The organism is Bifidobacterium aesculapii (genome assembly GCF_001417815.1).
GTDB lineage: Bacteria > Actinomycetota > Actinomycetes > Actinomycetales > Bifidobacteriaceae > Bifidobacterium > Bifidobacterium aesculapii.
The window spans coordinates 18059-39305 of record NZ_BCFK01000003.1; the positions used below are offsets into that span (position 1 = coordinate 18059).

Below are 21247 nucleotides of genomic sequence, written 5' to 3' on the forward strand. Positions count from 1 at the left end.
TCTTCCTCGACCATCTCGACCGCGTGTCGTTGAGCGCCAAGCTCGTCGCCTGCACGCTCGTCGTGCTCATCGTCGGCACGGTGGGCATCTCCGCGTCCATCAGACAGCTCGTCAGCGCCTATCTGCTCGACAAGACCGACAAGCAGATAGCCGCGCAGCGCGACATCGTCATGACGGGCAGCGCGCTGCTCGACAAGACCGACAAGCAGATAGCCGCGCAGCGCGACATCGTCATGACGGGCAGCGCGCTGCTCGACAAGACCGACATGACCAACGGCGGATTGAGCACGTACTTCCTGCAGGTGCGGTATGCGAAGGACGGCAAACTGACCGGCGTCATCGACACGCGCCTCTACCCGGTGCTCGAGGGCAATGTGGTGTCCATCCCCCAGCTGCCCGCCAACAGCGAACTCACCAACGACATGCTCGGCCAGCCGTTCACGACGAGCGCCGTGGTCACCTCCGTGGCGCGTATGAACGCCGAATCGACGACGGGTTCATCCGACGCCTCCGGCGGCGCCGATGCCGGAGCCTCGTCGGACGGCTCGTCGTCGGCGGGCGCGTCGCCGCAATCCGGCACGCCCCCCGACCCCTCCGGCACGCAAGGTGACGGGCAGGCGCCGACCGTCGTGACCACGACGCCCAGCGGGAAGACGATCGCCGCGGCGAAGGCCCCCTGGCGGGTCACCGCGTTCCAGTGGATCGGCAACGACGGCAGCGTCAAAGGCGTCGTGTTCATCGGCCTCTCGCTCGGCGACCAGCGCGACATCATCGACACGCTGACCCGCTACTGCGCGTTCGTCGGCATCGCCATCGTGCTGCTCGGCGGATCCCTGGCCGCGCTCATCATCCAGCGCACGCTCGACCCTCTCAAACGCATCGAGAAGACCGCGGCGAAGATCGCCGCCGGCGACCTCACCCAGCGCGTGCCGTGGGCGCCCGAGAACACGGAACTCGGCTCGCTCGCCGTCTCGCTCAACACGATGCTCGCGCGCATCGAGAAGAGCTTCCACGAACAGGAGCAGACGACGGCGAAGATGAAACGCTTCGTTTCCGACGCGAGCCATGAGCTGCGCACGCCGCTCGCCGCCATCCACGGGTACGCCGAGCTGTACACGATGCAGCGTGGCATGCCCGGCGCATTGGAGCGCGCGGACGAATCGATCGCGCACATCGAACGCTCCAGCCAGCGCATGACCGTGCTCGTCGAGGATCTGCTCTCTCTCGCCCGGCTCGACGAGGGGCGGGGCATCGACATGACGCAGACCGTCTCGCTCACCGGCGTGGTGGGCGACGCGCTCGACGACCTGCATGCGCTCGACCCCGAACGCGAGGTGACGCGCGGCGCCGTCGTCTACCGGCCGGCGACCGACCTCGAGCATCCGGCGTCCGTCGCCATCGAGGACGGCGACATGACGGCGGTCACGCTCACCGGCGACGCCTCGCGCCTGCGTCAGGTGGTGACGAACATCGTCGGCAACATCCACCGGTACACTCCGGCCGATTCGCCCGCACGCGTCGGGCTGGGCGTCATGCCCGCCTCGATCGCCCCCGAACAGCTCGCCATGCTGCCGTCCACCGACGAATCCATGCGGCGGTTCCTCGACGCCGTCGAAGTGGGCCGTTCGATGCGCACCGGCACCAACTACGCCGTGCTGCGCTTCGAGGACCATGGGCCGGGCGTGCCCGAGGAATCACGCGATCAGATCTTCGAACGGTTCTACACCGCCGACCCCTCGCGCGCGAGGGAGAAGGGCGGCACCGGCCTCGGCCTCGCCATCGCGCAGTCCGTGGTCAAGGCGCATCACGGGCTCATCTGCGCCTCACCGACCGAAGGCGGCGGCCTCACGTTCACCATCGTGCTGCCGCTCGGCCCGGTGAACCCCGCGTCTGGGCAGGCTCCGGCGGGAGACGACGCGGACGACACCGTGCGTGTGCTGGTCTCGAAGGGAGCCACGGGCAAGGAACGCACGAAGACGCGCCGTCTGCCCTGGTTCGGCCGCTGACCCTCCGCACGGCCCCCGCCGCTACGCCGAAGGCGAGTGGCGGGGGAGTGCGGTAGAATGAATCGGCTTAGGTTGATTCAGTAGGAAAGCGAGAGTGTACGATGCCCACCGGTCGAGTTCGTTGGTTCGATGCCGCCAAGGGGTATGGCTTCATCACCAGTGATGAAGGCGGGGACGTGTTCCTGCCCGCGGCCGCGTTGCCCACCGGCGCCAACACATTGCGCAAGGGCGCGAAGGTCGAGTATTCCGTCGTGGAGGGGCGCAAGGGCCCGCAGGCGATGGACGTGACGCCGGTCGCCGCCGCCCCCTCGCTCGTCAAGGCCACCCGTCCCAAGCCGGACGACATGGCCGCCATCTGCGAGGACCTCATCAAACTGCTGGATTCCGCCGGCAACACATTGCGCCGCCACCGTTACCCGTCGGCGGCGGAAAGCCGTAAGCTCGCCACGCTGCTGCGCGCCGTGGCCGACAACTTCGATGTGGAGGACTGAGACCGTCCCATGACCGACACCATGCACAATCCCGAACAGTCCGGGCAGGCCGACGACACGGCGTCCGTGCCGGCCGTCGACCCGCGCGAGCTGGCGAAGGCCGTCGCCCGCGAGGTGGCGGAGGATCCCTCCCAGGTGGGCGACGTCGTCGACGCCATCGACCTGGGCGACGGCGTGACCGATTTCCGCATCGCCGCGGCCATCAAGGGCTACGAGGGGTGGCAGTGGTCGGTCACGCTCTACCATGACGCCGAAGTGGGCACGTGGACGGTGAACGAATCGTCGCTCATCCCCACCGACCAGGCGCTGATGCCGCCGGCGTGGATTCCGTGGAAGGACCGTCTCGAACCCACCGATCTGGCCCCCACGGACTCCATCGGCACCGATCCGGACGACCCGCGTCTCGAGGAGGGGTTCCGCCGGACCGAATCCGCCGTCGGGGTTGCGGGCGAGGACGGCGAAGGCGCGCAGGACGTGGGCGCCGCCGAAGAGCAAGCCGGTGCGGACGAATCGGACGCGGATGCCGCGGCGGAGACGACGGATGACGTGAATCCCCAAGGGGACGCCGTCGGCGATACGGCCGTCGCGGATACGTCCGTTGTCGACGATGCGGCCGCCGAGAACGATGACGTGGAGGAGGCCGTCGAGGAATTCGACCTGTCGCGCCGCCACGTGCTCTCCCCGCTCGGCCGCGCCCAGACGGCGCAACGCTGGTACGACGGGCCGCGTGGCCCGAAGGCGCTGTCCACGAAGACCGCCTCCGGCAACCTGTGCTCGACCTGCGGGTTCTTCGTGCCGCTGCAGGGCGAACTCAACCTGCTGTTCGGCGTATGCGCGAACAAGTGGAGTCCGGACGACGGCCGCGTCGTCTCCCTCGACCACGGCTGCGGCGAGCACTCCGAGATCGAGCCTCCCGAGCCGAGCCGCCTGTGGGTGCAGTCGAAGCCCGCCTTCGACGACCTGCACATCGACATCATCGCGCAGAAGCCCCGCGAGGAGAAGGCGCAGATCGAGATCCTCGAACAGGAGGAGCCCGAGAACGTGCCGGAGGATACGCCGGAAGACGCCGACGCGCCGGAAACCGACGAGGTCACGGAACGCGACATCGAGGAGAACACCGAGATCGACGCGGACTCGCCCGACGTGGAGGAGAACACCGTCGACCCCGGCGACGGGCCGGAACTCGAATCGGTCGTGGACCTGACCGAAGACGCGCCGGACGACGCCGGTACGACGGATGCCGACGACACGTCGGATACGGACGATGTGGACGTACCGGATATCGACGACGCGCCGGATACGGATGACGCGCAGGATACCGCCGACGCGCTGGAAACCGACGGTGTGCAGGAAACCGCCGACGCGCCGGATGCCGACGAGACGGACGATGCCGCGTCGGCATCCGGCGCGTCGGACGCGGCCGACCGTCAGTGAACCACGGTGACGTTGCACTCGGCGAAGTTCACGATCTGACGTGAGACCGAGCCGAGGAAATGCGCGTCCAAGCCGCTCAGACCGCGCGACCCGACCACCAGATGGCTCGCATAGCGCGACGCCGCGATAAGCCCCTTCGACGCGGGGATGTGGAACGCGTGCGTGCGGACCTCAAGCCCCTCGGGCAGCGCGGTGCCGGCCATCAGACCGGACAGGATCTCCTCGGCGCGGCGCTGTCCCACCTCGATCGGCGCGACCGCACGCTCATAGCCGGGCACCACGCCCAGATCCTTCAACTGCCAGCAGAACAGGACATGCAACGGCGAATCATGCAGCTGCGCCTCGCGCATCGCGAAGTCCAGCGCGTGGCGTGACGTCTCCGAACCGTCCACGCCCACGACCACCGGACGACGTGACTCCTCCACCACGCCCTCGCTCGGCACGTAGTGGACGGTCTCCTTCACCGGCGTCAGCGCGTTCGCGATGTCGTCGGTGACCGACTCGTCCTCGTTGCCGGCGACGCGCACCACCGTGACCGGCACCTCGGCCGACTCGGCGAGCGAGGCGGACAGCGAACCGAGGAACCAGCGCGCCACACGGCCCAGCGAACGCCGGCCGACGACGATCTGCTGCGCGTTCCTGCCGATCTGCAGCAGTGCCGTCGTGCCGGAGGCCTTCACCGAGGTGAGCTTGAGGCTGTCCGGGTCGAAGTCGACCCCCTCGGACGCCTTGTCCACCCATTCGCGCAGCTGTACGGCGATGTCGTGGCGCATGTTCGTCCACGCCTCCTCGCTGTTCGGCTCGGAACCCATGTCCCATGAATGCGTCCAACCGAACACGGCGTTGACGTGCTGTCCGGTCAGGGACGATTCGCGCATCGCCCACTTGAGCGCCGCGAACGACTCGTCGGAACCATCCACGCCGACGACGATATCGGCATCGGGCTGATATGCCATCATAAACCTCCTTGTTGCTCACGTACCGCTCCCAGCATATCGCCTTTCCATACGTCGAGAGCGGAAATGCGGGACGTGGCGGGGCAAACGTCACCGCGAATCGCTAAAGTGAACTCCAGTGTCACATGAGGAAGGACAATAATGTTCGAACGGTTCACAGACCGTGCGCGGCGCGTGATCGTGTTGGCGCAGGAGGAGGCCCGCTCTCTCCAGCACAACTACATCGGCACCGAACATCTTCTGCTCGGACTGATCCGCGAGGGTGAGGGCGTGGCCGCCAAGGCGCTCGCCGCGAAGGGCGTCGAGCTCGACGCCACCCGCAAGCAGGTCGAGGAGATGATCGGCAAGGGCAACGCGACGTCCAACGGCCACATACCCTTCACCACGCACGCCAAGCAGGTGCTGGAACTCAGCCTGCGCGAGGCGCTGCAGCTCGGCCACAGCTACATCGGCACCGAGCACATCCTGCTCGGACTGATCCGCGAGGGCGAGGGCGTGGGCACCCAGGTGCTCATCAAGATGGACGTCGATCTGGGCGAGCTGCGCTCCACCACGATCGACATGATCCGCGGCAACTCCGGCGACGGCAAGGGCAAGGGCGATCTGGCGAACGCCGGCGGCGTGGCCGACAAGACCAACAAGTCCGGTTCCGCCATCCTCGACCAGTTCGGCCGCAACCTCACCCAGGAGGCCGCCGAAGGCAAGCTCGACCCGGTGATCGGCCGCTCCCAGGAGATCGAGCGCGTCATGGTCGTGCTCTCCCGCCGCACCAAGAACAACCCGGTGCTGATCGGCGAGCCCGGCGTCGGCAAGACCGCCGTCGTCGAGGGCCTCGCGCAGAAGATCCAGGAAGGCGACGTGCCCGAGACCCTCAAGGGCAAGCAGGTCTACTCGCTGGACCTCGGCTCGATGGTGGCGGGCTCGCGCTACCGCGGCGACTTCGAGGAACGACTCAAGAAGGTCCTCAAGGAGATCAAGACCCGCGGCGACATCGTGCTGTTCATCGACGAGATCCACACGATCGTCGGCGCCGGCTCGGCCGACGGCGCGCTCGGCGCGTCCGACATGCTCAAGCCGATGCTCGCGCGCGGCGAACTCCAGACCATCGGCGCGACCACCACCGACGAGTACCGCAAGTACATCGAGAAGGACGCCGCGCTGGAACGCCGCTTCCAGCCGATCCAGGTGCACGAGCCGACCATCGCCGAGACCATCGAGATCCTCAAGGGACTGCGCTCGCGCTACGAGAACCACCACAAGGTGACCATCACAGACGGCGCGCTGCAGTCCGCTGCCGAGCTGTCCGCACGCTACATCCAGGACCGCAACCTGCCGGACAAGGCCATCGACCTGATCGACGAGGCCGGCGCGCGCCTGCGCATCAAGCGTCTCACCACGCCTCCGGAGCTCAAGGAGCTCGACCAGAAGGTCGCCAAGCTCTCCGCCGACAAGGAGCAGGCCGTCAAGGACCAGGACTTCGAGAAGGCCGCCGCGCTGCGCGACGACCTCGAGAAGATGCAGGCCGAGCTCAAGGCGAAGCAGAAGGCCTGGCACGAAGGCGAGTCCGACGTGAAGATGGTCGTGGACGAGGACGTGATCGCCGAGGTCATCTCCTCTACCACCGGCATCCCCGTGTTCAAGCTCACGCAGGCCGAATCCAAGAAGCTGCTCAACATGGAGAAGGAGCTGCACAAGCGCATCATCGGCCAGGACGAGGCGGTCTCCGCGCTGTCCCGTTCCATCCGCCGCACGCGCGTCGGCCTCAAGGACCCGAAGCGCCCCTCCGGTTCGTTCATCTTCGCCGGTCCCACCGGCGTCGGCAAGACCGAGCTGGCCAAGACGCTCGCCGAGTTCCTGTTCGACGACGAGGACGCGCTGATCCGCGTCGACATGTCCGAGTTCTCCGAGAAGTACGCCGCCTCGCGCCTGTTCGGCGCGCCCCCGGGGTACGTTGGCTACGAGGAGGGCGGCGAGCTCACCGAGAAGGTGCGCCGCAAGCCGTTCTCCGTCGTGCTGTTCGACGAGATCGAGAAGGCCCACCCGGACATCTTCAACACGCTGCTGCAGGTGCTCGACGACGGCCATCTCACCGACGGCCAGGGGCGCAAGGTGGACTTCAAGAACACCATCATCATCCTGACCACGAACCTCGGCACGCGCGACATCGCGAAGGCCGCCAACACGGGCTTCAACCTGGGCTCGAACACCGAGTCCAGCTACCAGCGCATGAAGGAGCAGGTGAGCGCCGAACTCAAGCAGCAGTTCCGCCCCGAGTTCCTCAACCGTCTGGACGACATCATCGTGTTCAAGCAGCTCACCGAGCCGCAGGTGCGCCAGATCGTCGACCTCGACGTCAAGCAGCTCAACGACCGTCTGTTCGACCGCCACATGTCGCTCGAACTGACCGACGCCGCCAAGGACCTGCTCGCGCAGAAGGGCTTCGACCCGCTGCTTGGTGCTCGCCCGCTGCGCCGCGTCATCCAGCGCGACATCGAGGACGCGATCTCCGAGCAGATCCTCATGGGCGAGCTCAAGGACGGCCAGCGCGTGGTCGTCGACGCGGAGGGCGAAGGCATCCTCGGCGAGTTCACGTTCAAGGGCGAGGACTTCGACGAGACCGACGGCACCGCCGCGACGGACGGCGAGGGCGGCAAGCCCGAACTCGTCGGCGCATCCGCCGCGTCGGGCGGTGACGCCGCCTCCACGGAAGGCGACGCGCCGGCGGCCGAGTGACGGCCGAGTGACCGCCTGCCGGCTGTTTCCCGGTTCATACGAGCCGTAACGGAGGGGCCGGTCCGTTCCATCTGGAACGGACCGGCCCCTCCGTCGTCGTCGGGGCCGTCGTCGTCGGGGCCGTCGTCGTCGGGGCCGTCGTCGTCGGGGCCGTCGTCGTCGGGGCCGTCGTCGTCGGGGCCGTCGTCGTCGGGGCCGTCGTCGTCGGGGCCGTCGTCGTCGGGGCCGTCGTCGTCCGCGCGCGGCGGCCTTCCGCGACCGCCGGCCGTCAGCCCGAGAAATCGACCTCGCCGAGCTTGGCGATGAGCTTCATGTTCTCCGAATAGTCGACCGGGCAGGCGATGATGTCGATGCCCGAACCGGAGCGGAGCGCCGCGCGCAACGTCGGGTAGAGCTCGTCGGCCGATTCGATGAGATGCCCCTTCGCGCCGAAGCTCATGCCGAGCGCCACCACGTCCGGATTGTTGAAGTCCACATACTCGTGCGCGCCGTCATGCAGGTCCATCTTCCATTTGATCAGGCCGTACGCCTCGTCCACCCACACGAGGATCACGATGCGCGCGCCCACGCGCACCGCCGTCTCGATCTCCTGCACGTTCATCATGAACGACCCGTCGCCCATCACCGCGAGCACCGGGCGGCCCGGATGCTCGAGCGAGGCCGCCACCGCGCCGGGCAGCGTCCACGCCATCGTCGACAGCGAATTGTCGATCACGCACGTGTTCGAGTAGTACGTGGGGTAGAGGCGCGCCATCCACATCTTCAACGCGCCCGTGTCAACCAACGCGATGTCGGTGTCCGTCTCCATCGCGCGGCGCGTGTCCGCGACGATGCGCTGCGGCTTCATCGGGAACGAGTCGTCGCGCGCGTACGACTCGTATTCGTGGGTGAGCAGCTCGTGGATCTTCGGATGGGACACGCCGAACGTGACGTTCCCCTCGCGCAACGCGGCGATCAGCTCCTCCAACGTGGCGCGGATGTCGCCCATGATGTTCAGCGCCGTCGAATAATGCGCGTCCGTGTCCTCGCTGAACGTGTTGATGTGGATGATCGTCTTGTCGTCATGCGGATTGATCTTCTTCGGGTCGAACTGCTGGATGGAGAATCCCACCGAGATGATGAGGTCCGCCTCGTCGAACGCGAAGTTCTCATAGTCGTGCCGCATGAACCCGACCACGCCGAGCGCGAGCGGGATGCGGTCGGAGATCACGCCCTTGCCTTCGAACGTGGTGGCGACCGGCACGTTGAGTTGTTCGGCCAACGCGAGCAGCTCGTTCTCCGCGTCGCCGCGCGCCACGCCGTTGCCGGCGAGGATGATCGGATGCTTCGACGCGCGGATGAGCCGTACCGCGCGGTCGATGGTGTCGCGCGTGGGCGCGAAACGCATGCGCTCCGGCAACGGCAGCGGACGCGCCTCGGCCGGGGCGGGCATGTCGGCCACATCCTCCGGCAGGATCAGGCAGGTGGCGCCCGGGCGGTTGCGCTGGGTGATGGAGAACGCCTTGCGCACCATCTCCGGCACCGACGCCGGTTCGACGATCATCGACGTCCATTGCGTCAACGGGCGGAACACCGAGACGAGGTCGATGATCTGATGCGACTCCTTGTACAGGCGGGTCACGTTGCCCTGCGCGCAGATCGCGACCAGCGGCGTGTTCGCCGTGTTCGCCTGCGCGACCGGCAACGTGAGATTCAGCGCGCCCGGGCCGAGCGTCGCCAGGCATACGCCCGGCTTGCCGGTGAGGCGGCCCTGCGTGGCGGCCATGAAACCGGCGCCCTGCTCGTGGCGGGTGAGGACGAACCGGATGCGCCCGTCGCGGGCGATGGCCTCCATGAGCGGGATGTTCTCCTCGCCGGGAATGCCGTACATCGTCTCGACGCCCTCGTTGACGAGGCATTCGACGAACAGGTCGGCGACGGTGCGCGTGCGCGGCGCGGATTGTTGGTGCTGTTGTTGCTGCTGGTGCTGCGATGCGGTGGTTGCTGCGTTCACGGTAGGGAAGTGTAACAGCGCGGGATTCCGTCTTGTGGAACGCGTATCGCATGTCGTCGCGCCGTCGCCCGGCCCGCGATCGGCCCGCGATCCGTGCGCGGGACCGTGCGCGGCGACGCGCCACCGACAATTCACTTGATGGACGATTCGCGGGCCGTGTCCGTTCAACCGGCCGCCATAGCGTGAAAACGTGAGCAGGATGAAGTGGAGCCGGCGCACGAATGCCGGCGGGCGGCGTGGGGCCGTCCTTGCAGGATTCGTCATTCTCGTGGCCGCGGCTCTGGCGGCTCCCAGCGCGTTCGCCGCAGGCGGGGCCGGACTCGCCTTCCCGAACCAGGCCGGGCAGGATGCGCGCACCGTCACCATCGCGGACATCACCGACTTCCACGGGCATATCGAACAGGGGGAGGCCAACGCCAACGCGTTCGACCTCGCCGAAGCATACAATCCGGGCAACATGGTGCCAGTCTCCGCCGGCGACCTGGTCGGAGGCAGCCCCTACGAATCCGCGTTCGAACAGGACGAGCCCACGCTGAAGATGGCCCAGGCGTGGGGATTGACCGTCTCCGCCGTCGGCAACCACGAATTCGACCGCGGCGTGAAGGACTTCAACACGCGCATCGCCGACCCGTCCAACGGCATCGAATGGCTGTGCGCGAACGTCTCCGCACGCAACAAGTCCGAGCACGGCGCACTCAGCCACGTCAAGGACTACACGATCAGGAACGTCAACGGCAGGCGGGTCGCGTTCGTCGGCGCGCTCACCGACGCGCTCGGCGCCGTCGCCACGCCCGCCATCACACGCGACGCCGAACTGACCGAACGCGCCGTGCACGCCATCAACCGCGTCGCCGACCGGCTCAGCGACGGCGACGAGGCGAACGGCGAAGCCGACGCCGTCGTCGCGCTGCTCCACGCCGATGCGAGCGCCGCCGCCGGAACCGGCGACGAGGCGCTCGACCGCAACGTCGACCTCGTCTACGCGGGCCACAGCCACGCCGTCAAACGACTGAAGACCGCCGCCGGCGCGCCCATCATCGAAGCGGGCAGCTTCGGGCGTGACATGGCCGTGCAGGACCTCGTCATCGAGGGGACCGGACGCGGCGCGCATGTCGACGTGCGCGACGTGGACCTCGGCAACGGCATCGTCGCCGCCGGCGTGCCCGGCGTGTACGATCTGAGCGGCATCGACGCCCGGGGCGGCGTCGGACAGGCCGCGTGGCGCAGCGCGGGGGAGACCTCCGCGAGGGTGCGCCGTGCCGCGGCCATCTACACGCAGGCCACGGCGAAGGCGAAACGCGTGGGCGGCAAGGTCGTCGGCACCATCGCCAAGGGCGCGTACTTCGGCAAGGTTGCCTCGCACGGCACCGAAAGCTCGCTCGGCATGCTCGTCGCCGATGCGCAGCGCGAGGCGGTTCGCCGCGAACTGTACGCGGGCGACCGCATTCCCGTCGTCGGGTTCTCGAACGACGGCAGCCTGCGCACGAACGACCTCGACCTCGACGGCGACGGACGCATCACCCTCAAGGAGGTCGACAGCATGATGGCGCTGCAGTTCCACGTGGCCAAGGTCACTTTGACCGGCAAGGAGCTCAAGGCAGTGCTCGCGCAGCAGTGGCGCGGCAAGGCGGGAAGACTCGCCGTCTCGAGGCTCGGCGTGTCGTCCAACGTGTCCTACCGGTACACGACCGACGGCAGGCAGCCGCTCGTGCCCGGCGAGCCCGTCGAGGACGCGGGCGACGTGACCATCGTGGATCTGAGGATCGACGGCAGGCCGATCGGCGACGACGATCTGGTGATCGCCGCGTCCAACTCGTTCCTGCTGCAGGGCGGGGACCGGTACACCGCATTCCGTTCCGGCACCAACTATCAGGAGTTCGACGAGAAGTACAACGAGGCGCTCGTGCAGTACCTCGGGCGGCACCCGGGCGTGGGCATCGCCGCGCCCGTCACCGGCGTCGTGCTCGTGTGAGCGATGGGCGGCCCCGCCCCGCGTGGCGGGCGTGTGGTCCGCGGCGTGGGCAACGGCGCCCGATAGGGGAGGCCCCCGGTTCCTTGAGGGAACCGGGGGCCTCCTGCGTATGTGACCGTATCAGTACGACCGGTAGACCGGTATCAGCGCGGTGCCGTCGTCACTTCACGGCGTTGAGCCACTGCTCCTTCGTGGCCTTCTCGGCCTCGAGCTTCGCCTTCTTCTTCGGGTCGGACTCGGCGGCGATCTTCTCGTCGAGCTCGGCGAGCTGCGCGTTGAGCTGCTCCTCGAAGCTGGACTTGCGGGCGTCGGCCTCCGGGTCGGACTGCTTCCAGGCGGCGTCCTCGACGGCCTTGATCTGCTTGTCGACCGCGTCCAGACGGCCCTCGATGCGGCGCATGTCGTCGCGCGGCACGTAGCCGATCTGATCCCACTCCTCCTGGATCTTCGCGAGCTCCTGACGGGCGCGCTTGGCGGCCTTCTCGTCGGCGACGGGCACCAGGGCCTCCGCCTTCTTGAGCAGCTCCTCCTTGGCGGCGAGGTTCTCCTTCTCCGAAGAGGAGATCTGGTCGCGGTCGGCCTGGCGCGCGTTGAAGAACGTGTCGGCGGCCTCGCGGAACTGCGCCCACAGGGCGTCGTCCTCGTTGCGGCCGGCGCGGCCCGCCTTCTTCCAGCGGTCCATCAGCTCGTTGAATCGGCGGGAGGTCTCGCCCCAGGCGGTGGAGTCCTTCAGCTCGTTCGCCTCGGCGATGATCTCCTCCTTGATGGTGCGGGCCTCCTTGCGCTCCGTGTCGCGGGCCTGCGCCCACTTGCGGCGGGACTGGTTGAACGTGGTGCGCGCGGCGGAGAAACGCTTCCACAGCTCGTCCGCGTCCTTCTTGTCGATGCGCACGTTGTTGCGCTGGTGCTCCTGCCATTCGTCGAACAGGGCGCGGAACTTGTCCGCCGTGGAACGCCAGTTCGTGGTGTCGCCCAGCGAGGCGGCCAGCGCCTCGGCCTTCTCGACGATCGCGGTGCGGCCTTCGATGGCCTTGGCCATCGCGGCCTTGCGGGCCTCGGCGATCTGCGTCTTCTTCGCCTCGCCGGCCGTCTTCAGCTCCTCGAGCTGCGCCTTCAGGGCGGCGATGTCGCCGACGACGGCGGGGGATTCGGTCTCCTCGGCGAGCAGCTTGAGCGACTCGTCGATCTCGCGCGGCTTGACGTTGCGGGACTTCAGACGCGCGGCGAGCGCGTCGAGCTTGGCCTTGAGGTCCAGGAAGCGGCGTGCGTACAGGGCCAGAGCCTCCTCCTTGGAGACGTCCGGGAACTGGCCGACCTCGCGCTCGGTCTCGCCCTCCTTGACGTACACGGTGCCGTTGTCGTCCACGCGGCCGAACGCCTCGGCCTCGTGAATCGCCGCCTCGGTGTGGCCCTGCGCGGGCGCGGGGGCCGCGACGTGCGCGGCGGCGGGCTTGTGTGCGAACGCGGCCGGGGATGGCGCGTGCGGCTTCGGCATCGCCGAGGGTTTCGGAGCGGCGGCCGCGGCGGGGGCGGTCGGTTCCACCGCAGGCTGCGTCGCCTGCTCGGTGGGCTCGGTGGTGTTCTCGGTTTCGGTGACGTTCTCGTCGGCCATGGCCAGCTCCTTACAGCTTGGAAGTGTGTGCGGTTCGCGTCCCGCACCCCGCGCGGCCGATGGCGGACGCCATGTGCATACGGGTATGGGCATATGGCTTCCCAAGGCTCTCCCATGACGGTTCCCATGCGGAACGACCATTGGGAAATACCCGGTCCGGCGGCGGTGTTTGACGCAACCCTCACCTATTATATTGATTTCGTGGCTAAAGGCGCATCAATTTCAGGATTTCCAGAGTGGCTCCCCTCTGAACGTGTTGTGGAGCAGCGTGTCATCGACACGCTCCGTGAGGTTTTCGAGCTCAACGGCTTCCTCGGCATCGAGACCCGTGCCGTGGAAACCGGGGCTTCCCTGCTGAAGAAGGGCGAGACCAGCAAGGAGATCTACCTGCTGTCCCGCCTGCAGGAGGTCGGCAGCGAGTCCGACACTCCGGTGGAGGACCGTTTGGGCCTGCACTTCGATCTGACCGTGCCGCTGAGCCGGTATGTGGTCGAGCATTCCGGGCAGCTGGCGTTCCCGTTCAAGCGCTGGCAGATCCAGAAGGTGTGGCGTGGCGAACGCCCGCAGGAGGGCCGTTTCCGTGAGTTCGTCCAGGCCGATATCGACGTGATCGGCGCGGGGGACCTGCCCGACCACTACGAGGTCGAACTGCCGCTCGTCATGGTCTCCGCGTTGGAGCGCCTGCGCGCGTTCGGCCTGCCCAAGGCCACCGTGCACGCGAACAACCGCAAGCTGTCCGAAGGGTTCTACCGCGGGCTCGGCCTGACCGACATCGAAGGCGTGCTGCGCGAGATCGACAAGCTCGACAAGATCGGCGCCGACGAGGTCGCGAAGCTGCTCGTCGAAGGCTGCGGCGCCGACGACGCCCAGGCGCGCGCCTGCCTCGAACTGGCCGGACTGACCGCCGCCGACGGCGCCGAGCTCGCCGCGAAGTTCGACGCGCTGTGCGACGCCCACGGCATCGGAAGGGAATCCGAGGCGTACGACCTCGCGAAGCAGGGACTCGACACGCTCGCGATGATCGTCGACCAAGCCGCGGCGATCCGCCCCGGCTCGGTGATCGCCGACCTCAAGATCGCGCGCGGACTCGACTACTACACCGGATCCGTCTACGAGACGTTCCTCGACGGCGCCGACTCGCTCGGCTCCATCTGCTCCGGTGGCCGCTACGACAACCTTGCCTCGCAGGGCAAGCACAAGTACCCGGGCGTGGGCCTGTCCATCGGCCTGAGCCGTCTGGTCAGCTACATGCTGCACACCGCCGGCGCGCACGCCAGCCGCGTCTCGCCCGCCAGCGTGCTCGTCGCCGTGTGGGACGAGGCGGAGCGCGCCGCGTCGAACGCGATCGCGAACACGCTGCGCTCGCGCGGCATCGCGGCCGACGTGGCGCCGACCGCCGCCAAGCTCGGCAAGCAGATCAAGTACGCCGACAAGCTCGGCATCCCGTACGTGTGGTTCCCGGGTCAGGAGGGCGCCGGCGACGAGGTGAAGGACATCGTCTCCGGCGAGCAGACGCCCGCCGACGCCACGTCATGGGAGCCGGATACTGTTAATGCCCGGCAAACCGTTGTCATCGACTGATTTTCCGTCGTTCCGCGCGCCGTGTCGGACGGTGCGCGGGGACCGCCAACATTGAAAGAGGAAGCATGAGCCAGACGGCTTACAGAACACATCATGCGACCGAGGTCACCGAGGCCCTGGTCGGTCAGAAGGTCACCCTCGCCGGTTGGGTCGACCGTCGCCGCGACCACGGCGGCGTCGCCTTCATCGATCTGCGTGATTCCACCGGTCTCGTGCAGGTCGTCATCTACGACGAGGACATGGCCCGCCCGCTGCGCAGCGAATTCGTCATCCAGGTCGTCGGCGAGGTCCGCCTGCGCCCGGAAGGCAACGAGAACGAGCATCTCGCCACCGGCAAGATCGAAGTCGTGGCCGAGTCCATCGAGATCCTCGCCAAGTCCGACGCGCTGCCGTTCCAGGTGTCCACCGCGCTCGAGAACGAGTCCGAGAACAAGCTGCCCGGCGAGGACGTGCGCCTCAAGTACCGTTACCTCGATCTGCGCCGCCCGTCCATGCAGCACAACCTCAAGCTGCGCTCCGACATGACCAAGGCCGCCCGCCACGCGCTCGAGGAGATGGACTTCACCGAGGTCGAGACCCCGACGTTCATCAAGTCCACCCCGGAGGGCGCGCGCGACTTCGTCGTGCCGGCCCGTCTCGTGCCCGGCTCCTGGTACGCGCTGCCGCAGTCCCCGCAGCTGTTGAAGCAGCTGCTCATGGTCTCCGGCGTCGAGCGCTACTACCAGCTGGCCCGCTGCTACCGCGACGAGGACTTCCGCGCCGACCGCCAGCCCGAGTTCACCCAGCTCGACATGGAGATGGCGTACGTCGACCAGGAGGACGTCATGGCCATGGCCGAGAAGGTCATCGCCGCCATCTGGAAGTCCGCCGGCTACGAGGTCCAATTGCCGCTGCCGCGCATCACCTGGCAGGACGCGATGGACAAGTACGGCTCCGACAAGCCGGACCTGCGCTTCGGCAACCCGCTCGTCGAGCTCACCGACTACTTCAAGGACACGCCGTTCCGCGTGTTCCAGGCCCCGTACGTGGGCGCGGTCCTGTTCAAGGGCGGCGCCTCCACGCCGCGCCGTCAGTTCGACGCGTGGCAGGAGTGGGCGAAGCAGCGCGGCGCCAAGGGTCTCGCGTACGTGTCCTTCACCGAGGACGGCGAACTCAAGGGCCCCGTCGCCAAGAACCTGTCCGAAGCGGAGCGCGCGGGCCTCATGGAGGCCGTGGGCGCCGAACCCGGCGACGCCGTGTTCTTCGCCGCCGGCTCGCGCGAATCCTCCCAGCTGCTGCTGGGCGCCGTGCGCGTCGAGCTCGCCTCCCGCGCCGGTCTGCTCGACCCGAAGAAGTTCGCGTTCACGTGGGTCGTCGACTTCCCGCTGTTCAAGCGCACCGACGATCCGGACGACGACGACGTGGCGGTTGGTCACTCCAAGTGGACCTCCATGCACCACCCGTTCACCATGCCGAGCAAGGATTGGATCGACAAGTTCGACCAGGATCCGGAGCACGCCATGTCCGACTCCTACGACATCGTCTGCAACGGCGAGGAGATGGGCGGCGGCTCGGTGCGTATCCACCGCGACGACATCCAGGACCGCGTGCTCAACGTGCTCGGCATCTCCTCCGAGGAGGCCGCGGAGAAGTTCGGCTTCCTGCTCGAGGCGTTCAAGTACGGCGCCCCGCCGCACGCGGGCATCGCGCTCGGCTGGGACCGCACCGTGTCGATCCTCGCGGGTGCGGACACGATCCGCGACGTCATCGCCTTCCCGAAGGCCGGCGGTGGCCGCGACCCGCTGACCGGCGCCCCGGCCCCGATCTCGGCCGAGCAGCGTGCCGAGACCGGCGTCGACTACGACCCGGACGAGGAGGACTGATCCGAGCCCCTTTCCTCCCATGGTGCGGTAAACCCCTCATGGTGCGGTGGTTCAAAACGGCTTGATTCCGCCGTTATGGAGAAAGTGTGTCACCGCACCATGGGTGGGATGAGGGGCGTCGCATGGCGGCTTCGCGGGCGAGTGCGCGGCGGAGATATTCGCCGCGCCGTGCGTTCGGGCGCAGTGCCGGGTCCGCCAACGCATGAAATTCGGGAAGCGGCGCGCCTATGAACGGCGCGCCGATGGCATTCGCCACGGTTCGGGCGAAATCGCGCCGCGCCGTGTCGTTGTTCAAGTCATCGGCAAACACTTCGATGACGTTCCATCCCATCGCGCGCAGGTCGCGACGTTTGCGCTGGTCCCGGACGTACTGGCTGCGGAATCGTCGATGATGGTCGCCGTCATATTCGATGGCGACGCGACTTTTCGGGTACGCCATATCAACCGTGTGACGGGTGCTTCCGTCAGACGCGGCTATGTCGTGATGCATCACGGGCATGGACAACCCGTACCTCAGCAAAGTGAGACGCGAACGTGTCTCCTGTACGGAATCGGATGGGCGCATGAGGGGGAGCGCGGCCTTGCAGCGGGCGCGTCCGACGATACGTTTGAACGCAGACAGACGGTTGCCCAGTTCGTCGGTCGAATGATGGAACCGTCTGATGATGGATTCTCCGAGCACCACGAGTTCCATAAGATCCAGATATCGCGCGTATTGGATCCATGTGTCCACGGGGTGCATGCAGGCCAACCCATTATCGAGCTTGCGCACGGCGAACGCCTGATCCCATGTGCGGAAATCGACTCCGGTGATGCAGGATCGTATGATTCGGTCGCGGACGACGACCCGGAAATCGCACACGCTCAACCTAGGGCAATACGGTGTCTCTACGCCGTAGAGTTCCAGAGCCGTATCGAGAGCGAAACAGATCGTGCGTTCCGTCCTCAATCGGGGCAGGAGTTCCAGGCATTCCTTCGCCTTGATGACGGCGCGCTCGTCCAGACGATGTCGCATGTAGTCGTGCATCTCGCCGTTCTGCGGTACTTCGGTGTAGCCGTGTGTGTTCATGGCGGCAGGATACTCGATGATGATGTGAGAGAAGTGTGAATACAGGGCAATGTGGATAACCCGGATGCCGACATATGCCATGACGGCGTGTCGGATGAGCTCGTCCACAATCACGAGGCCGCCGACCAACCCCTTGCTATCAATCATTCACTACATTAACTATGAACGTACATTCCCCATGGTGCGGTAAACCCCTCATGGTGCGGTGGGTGAAAACGGCTTGATTCCGCCATTATGGAGAAAGTGTGTTACCGCACCATGGGAAAAGATGGGGCGGGTGCGAAGTGCGGGTTATAGGGAAAGGGTATAGGCACGCCGGTGACTCGCCGGCAAGTCACCGGTATGCTGGGCGGGCAAACGAGGTCGTCTGATCGACCCGAACGGTGGCCGATTGTGCTGGATGGCCCGGCTCGTTCGGACGACGTGGGACATGCGGGAAGGGGAGTGCGTATGACGTTGGAGATTCTGGACTGGCATGATGGGGATCTGCTGGCGAAGCCGGTGTTCGACCGGCTCAACGAGTTGGTCGCGTCGGGCGTGCCGGAATCGAAGATCCTCGGCGTGACGATCAATTCGGACGAGGAGTCGGACACCGATCTGTGGTGCCCGAAGTATTACGTGCCGTTCGCGATTACCGGCAACGTGGTCGTCGTGCACACGCACAAGACGCGCAAGGCGCCGCCGCAGTTCGCCGCCGCATTCGTCACGGCGGACACGCGCGCCGATCTGAACGGCGTCGTCAAGCACACGCTCGAGGTCTCCAAGGTGAGCTTCGCGCCGATCGACGCGGCCGTGGAGGCCACCGGCATGGAGTCGGGCGGCATGTCGCCGATCGGTCTGCCGGAAGGTTGGCCGCTGCTCGTCGACCAGCACATCCTGTCCATCCCGAAGCTGTACCTGGGCTCCGGCATCCGCCCCTCGAAGCTCGTGGTCGACGGCTCCATCTTCGCCGACCTGCCCGGCGTCACGTTCGTCTCCGCACTCGGCAAGCCGCGTCCGATTCAATAGATCCCGTACGCATCCTCTCCCATGGTGCGGTGACACACTTTCTCCATAACGGCGGAATCAAGCCGTTTTTAGCCACCGCACCATGAGGGGTTTACCGCACCATGGGAGTGAAGGGGAGGGGATGGTGAACGGTTGGTGTCGGTTTGGTGTGAGCCACGTAACACGGTGCCGTTATACTGACGGGCTATGTCAGAGAAACAAGAAGAAACGCGCCCTGTGGCGCCGCTGGTTCCGGGTACGGAGACCCCTGGCCGCCCGCTCGTCGAGCTGACCCACGTCGAAAAGCATTTCGGCGACCTGCACGTCCTCAAGGACATCAACCTCACCGTCAACAAGGGCGAGGTGCTCGTCATCGTCGGCCCGTCCGGCTCCGGCAAGTCCACGATGTGCCGCACCATCAACCGTCTGGAGACCATCGACTCCGGCGATATCCGCATCGACGGCAAGGCCCTGCCGCAGGAAGGCCGGGAACTCGCCAACCTGCGCGCCGAGGTCGGCATGGTGTTCCAGTCGTTCAACCTGTTCGCCAACAAGACCATCCTCGAGAACGTCACGCTCGCGCCGATCAAGGTGCGTCACATGGATAAGAAGGAGGCCGAGCGCCTCGCCATGGACCTGCTCGCCCGCGTCGGCGTCGACTCGCAGGCCAACAAGATGCCCTCGCAGCTGTCCGGCGGCCAGCAGCAGCGCGTCGCCATCGCCCGCGCGCTCGCCATGCGACCGAAGGTCATGCTGTTCGACGAACCGACCTCCGCGCTCGACCCGGAGATGGTCAACGAGGTGCTCGACGTCATGGTCGAACTCGCCCACGAGGGCATGACCATGCTGTGCGTCACGCACGAGATGGGCTTCGCGCGCAAGGCCGCGGACCGCATCGTGTTCATGGCCGACGGCCAGATCCTCGAACAGAACACGCCGGACGAGTTCTTCGAGCACCCGAAGACCGAACGCGCCAAGGACTTCCTGTCGAAGATCCTCACCCACTGACGCCGCGGGGAGGGATACAGCAATGACATTCACACCATCAGTGAAACGGATCGCCCGCCGCGTCCTCGCCGCACTCGCCGCGGTCGCCTGCACGCTCTCGCTGGCGGCGTGCGGCGCCGACGAGGAAGGCAAGATCCGCATCGGCATCAAGTTCGACCAGCCCGGACTCGGCTTCAAGAAGTCCGGCACCTACGTGGGCTTCGACGTGGACGTGGCCAAGTACATCGCCAAGAAGCTCGGCTACTCCGAGGACGAGATCATCTGGAAGGAGGCCCCGTCCAAGCAGCGCGAGGCCATGCTCCAGAACGGCGACGTCGACATGATCCTCGCCACGTACTCCATCACCGACGAACGCAAGAAGGCCGTCTCCTTCGCGGGCCCGTACTTCGTGGCCGGCCAGGACCTGCTCGTGCGCAAGGACGACACGTCCATCTCGGGCCCGCAGGACCTCAACGGCAAGCGCCTGTGCTCCGTCACCGGCTCCACGTCCGCCGCCACCGTCAAGGAGAAGTTCGCCTCCGAAGTGCAGCTCATGGAGCAGCCGGGCTACGCCGAATGCGCGACCGCCCTGTTCTCTGGCATCGTGGACGCGGTCACCACCGACGACATCATCCTCGCCGGCCTCGCCTCCGCCTCGCGAGGCAAGCTGCGCGTCGTCGGCAAGCCGTTCACGCAGGAATACTACGGCGTGGGCATCAAGAAGGGCGACACCGCTCTCGCCGCGCAGATCAACAACGCGATCGTCGACATGATCCAGGACGGCTCCTGGCAGCGCGCGATCAGCGACAACACGAAGGGCACGGCGTACATGCCGAACGCGGAATACAACCCGCCCACGCCCGACGAGGGAGAGGGGAACGAGTGATGAACGGATTCCTCGAACTGTTCAGCCAGTACGACGTGCCGGGCGCGTTCCTCGTGAACATCGAGCTCACCTTGTGGAGCGCCCTGTTCTCCATGATCCTCGGCGTGATCCTCGTGGTCATGCGCATCTCGCCGATCTCCTCGCTGCGCGCCGTGGCCGGCGCCTATGTGGAGCTGTTCAAGAACCTGCCGCTGACCATCATCATGGTGTTCATGGTGCTCGGCGCGTACGCGCAGTTGAAGCTCACGTTCTCCGACACGTTCGCGACGAACTTCTTCTGGCTGGCGGTCATGGGATTGAGCCTGTACACGGCCGCGTTCGTGTGCGAGTCGCTGCGAAGCGGCATCAACACCGTGCCGCTCGGCCAAGCCGAGGCGGCGCGCGCGCTCGGGCTCGGCTTCATGCAGTCCGCAACGGAGATCATCCTGCCGCAGGCGTTCCGCGGTTCCGTCGCGCCGCTCGGCAACACGCTGATCGCGCTGCTCAAGAACTCGACCGTCGCGGCCGCCGCGTCCGTCTCCACCGAGACGTCGTCGCTGATGAGCCAGATGATCGAGTTCCGCCCGGACGTGATCGTCCAGATCTTCCTGATCTTCGCGTTCGGCTACGTGATTCTCATCATCCCGATCGGCATGCTGACCACGTACCTGTCCAACAAGCTCGCCGTGAGGAGGTGAC

General features: G+C 66.7%; 15 protein-coding genes. 11 read left to right on the forward strand and 4 right to left on the reverse strand.

The features are described from left to right. The first annotated feature begins 170 nt into the window (after positions 1–170). The 3 genes from BFAL_RS00295 to BFAL_RS00305 all read left to right on the forward strand — a co-directional run bounded on the left by BFAL_RS00295 (position 171) and on the right by BFAL_RS00305 (position 3931). Positions 171–2006 carry a sensor histidine kinase gene (locus tag BFAL_RS00295; RefSeq protein WP_370696042.1) on the forward strand — a complete coding sequence of 612 codons (1836 nt, stop codon included), beginning with the start codon at positions 171–173 and terminating at the stop codon, positions 2004–2006. Positions 2007–2107: 101 nt separating this feature from the next. Next, entirely contained in the window at positions 2108–2497 is a 390-nt protein-coding gene (locus tag BFAL_RS00300) for a cold-shock protein (protein WP_055426468.1), read from the forward strand. Between the two features lie 21 nt (positions 2498–2518). Further along, positions 2519–3931: a DUF3027 domain-containing protein gene (locus BFAL_RS00305; protein ID WP_152973439.1), complete on the forward strand. Its 1413-nt coding sequence runs from the start codon at positions 2519–2521 to the stop codon at positions 3929–3931. On the opposite strand, the gene BFAL_RS00310 is transcribed toward BFAL_RS00305, so the two are convergent. Next, positions 3925–4890 (reverse strand): universal stress protein, encoded by a 966-nt coding sequence (locus BFAL_RS00310; protein WP_055426469.1) that lies wholly within the window; start codon positions 4888–4890, stop codon positions 3925–3927. The two genes, BFAL_RS00305 and BFAL_RS00310, sit on opposite strands and share 7 nt — an antisense overlap. Positions 4891–5028: 138 nt before the next feature. Between BFAL_RS00310 and BFAL_RS00315 the strand changes: the two genes are divergently transcribed. Beyond that, positions 5029–7620: an ATP-dependent Clp protease ATP-binding subunit gene (locus BFAL_RS00315; RefSeq protein WP_055426470.1), complete on the forward strand. Its 2592-nt coding sequence runs from the start codon at positions 5029–5031 to the stop codon at positions 7618–7620. A gap of 268 nt (positions 7621–7888) precedes the next feature. Here the strand turns inward: BFAL_RS00315 and BFAL_RS00320 are convergent, their stop codons facing one another. After that, on the reverse strand, positions 7889–9613 hold the full coding sequence (locus tag BFAL_RS00320; RefSeq protein ID WP_082440215.1) for an acetolactate synthase large subunit: 1725 nt from the start codon (positions 9611–9613) through the stop codon (positions 7889–7891). Between the two features lie 199 nt (positions 9614–9812). Here BFAL_RS00320 and BFAL_RS00325 point away from each other — a divergent pair, with 199 nt between their 5' ends. Further along, positions 9813–11585: a bifunctional metallophosphatase/5'-nucleotidase gene (locus tag BFAL_RS00325; RefSeq protein ID WP_055426471.1), complete on the forward strand. Its 1773-nt coding sequence runs from the start codon at positions 9813–9815 to the stop codon at positions 11583–11585. Positions 11586–11745: 160 nt separating this feature from the next. Here the strand turns inward: BFAL_RS00325 and BFAL_RS00330 are convergent, their stop codons facing one another. Beyond that, on the reverse strand, positions 11746–13197 hold the full coding sequence (locus tag BFAL_RS00330) for a DUF349 domain-containing protein (protein ID WP_055426472.1): 1452 nt from the start codon (positions 13195–13197) through the stop codon (positions 11746–11748). A gap of 201 nt (positions 13198–13398) precedes the next feature. On the opposite strand from BFAL_RS00330, the gene hisS reads away from it, so the two are divergent. After that, on the forward strand, positions 13399–14778 hold the full coding sequence (gene hisS / locus BFAL_RS00335; RefSeq protein WP_055426568.1) for a histidine--tRNA ligase: 1380 nt from the start codon (positions 13399–13401) through the stop codon (positions 14776–14778). A gap of 65 nt (positions 14779–14843) precedes the next feature. After that, positions 14844–16640, forward strand: a complete 1797-nt coding sequence (gene aspS, locus BFAL_RS00340; RefSeq protein WP_055426473.1) for an aspartate--tRNA ligase — start codon at positions 14844–14846, stop codon at positions 16638–16640. Between the two features lie 73 nt (positions 16641–16713). On the opposite strand, the gene BFAL_RS00345 is transcribed toward aspS, so the two are convergent. After that, positions 16714–17856: a putative endonuclease domain-containing protein gene (locus BFAL_RS00345; protein WP_236691600.1), complete on the reverse strand. Its 1143-nt coding sequence runs from the start codon at positions 17854–17856 to the stop codon at positions 16714–16716. Positions 17857–18159: 303 nt separating this feature from the next. On the opposite strand from BFAL_RS00345, the gene BFAL_RS00350 reads away from it, so the two are divergent. From BFAL_RS00350 to BFAL_RS00365, 4 genes are all read left to right on the forward strand, one after another. Beyond that, a complete protein-coding gene (locus BFAL_RS00350) occupies positions 18160–18717 on the forward strand; it encodes a YbaK/EbsC family protein (RefSeq protein WP_055426474.1) in 558 nt (185 codons plus the stop codon). A gap of 186 nt (positions 18718–18903) precedes the next feature. Continuing rightward, positions 18904–19704, forward strand: coding sequence for an amino acid ABC transporter ATP-binding protein (locus BFAL_RS00355; protein ID WP_055426475.1), 801 nt, complete (start codon positions 18904–18906; stop codon positions 19702–19704). Between the two features lie 22 nt (positions 19705–19726). Then, complete coding sequence (locus BFAL_RS00360) at positions 19727–20569, forward strand: glutamate ABC transporter substrate-binding protein (RefSeq protein WP_055426476.1); 843 nt, start codon at positions 19727–19729, stop codon at positions 20567–20569. Beyond that, the gene (locus BFAL_RS00365) at positions 20569–21246 is read left to right on the forward strand and encodes an amino acid ABC transporter permease (protein WP_034529877.1); all 678 of its coding nucleotides are present in this window, start codon (positions 20569–20571) and stop codon (positions 21244–21246) included. The genes BFAL_RS00360 and BFAL_RS00365 overlap by 1 nt, the downstream gene beginning before the upstream one ends. The last annotated feature ends 1 nt before the right edge of the window (position 21247 follow it).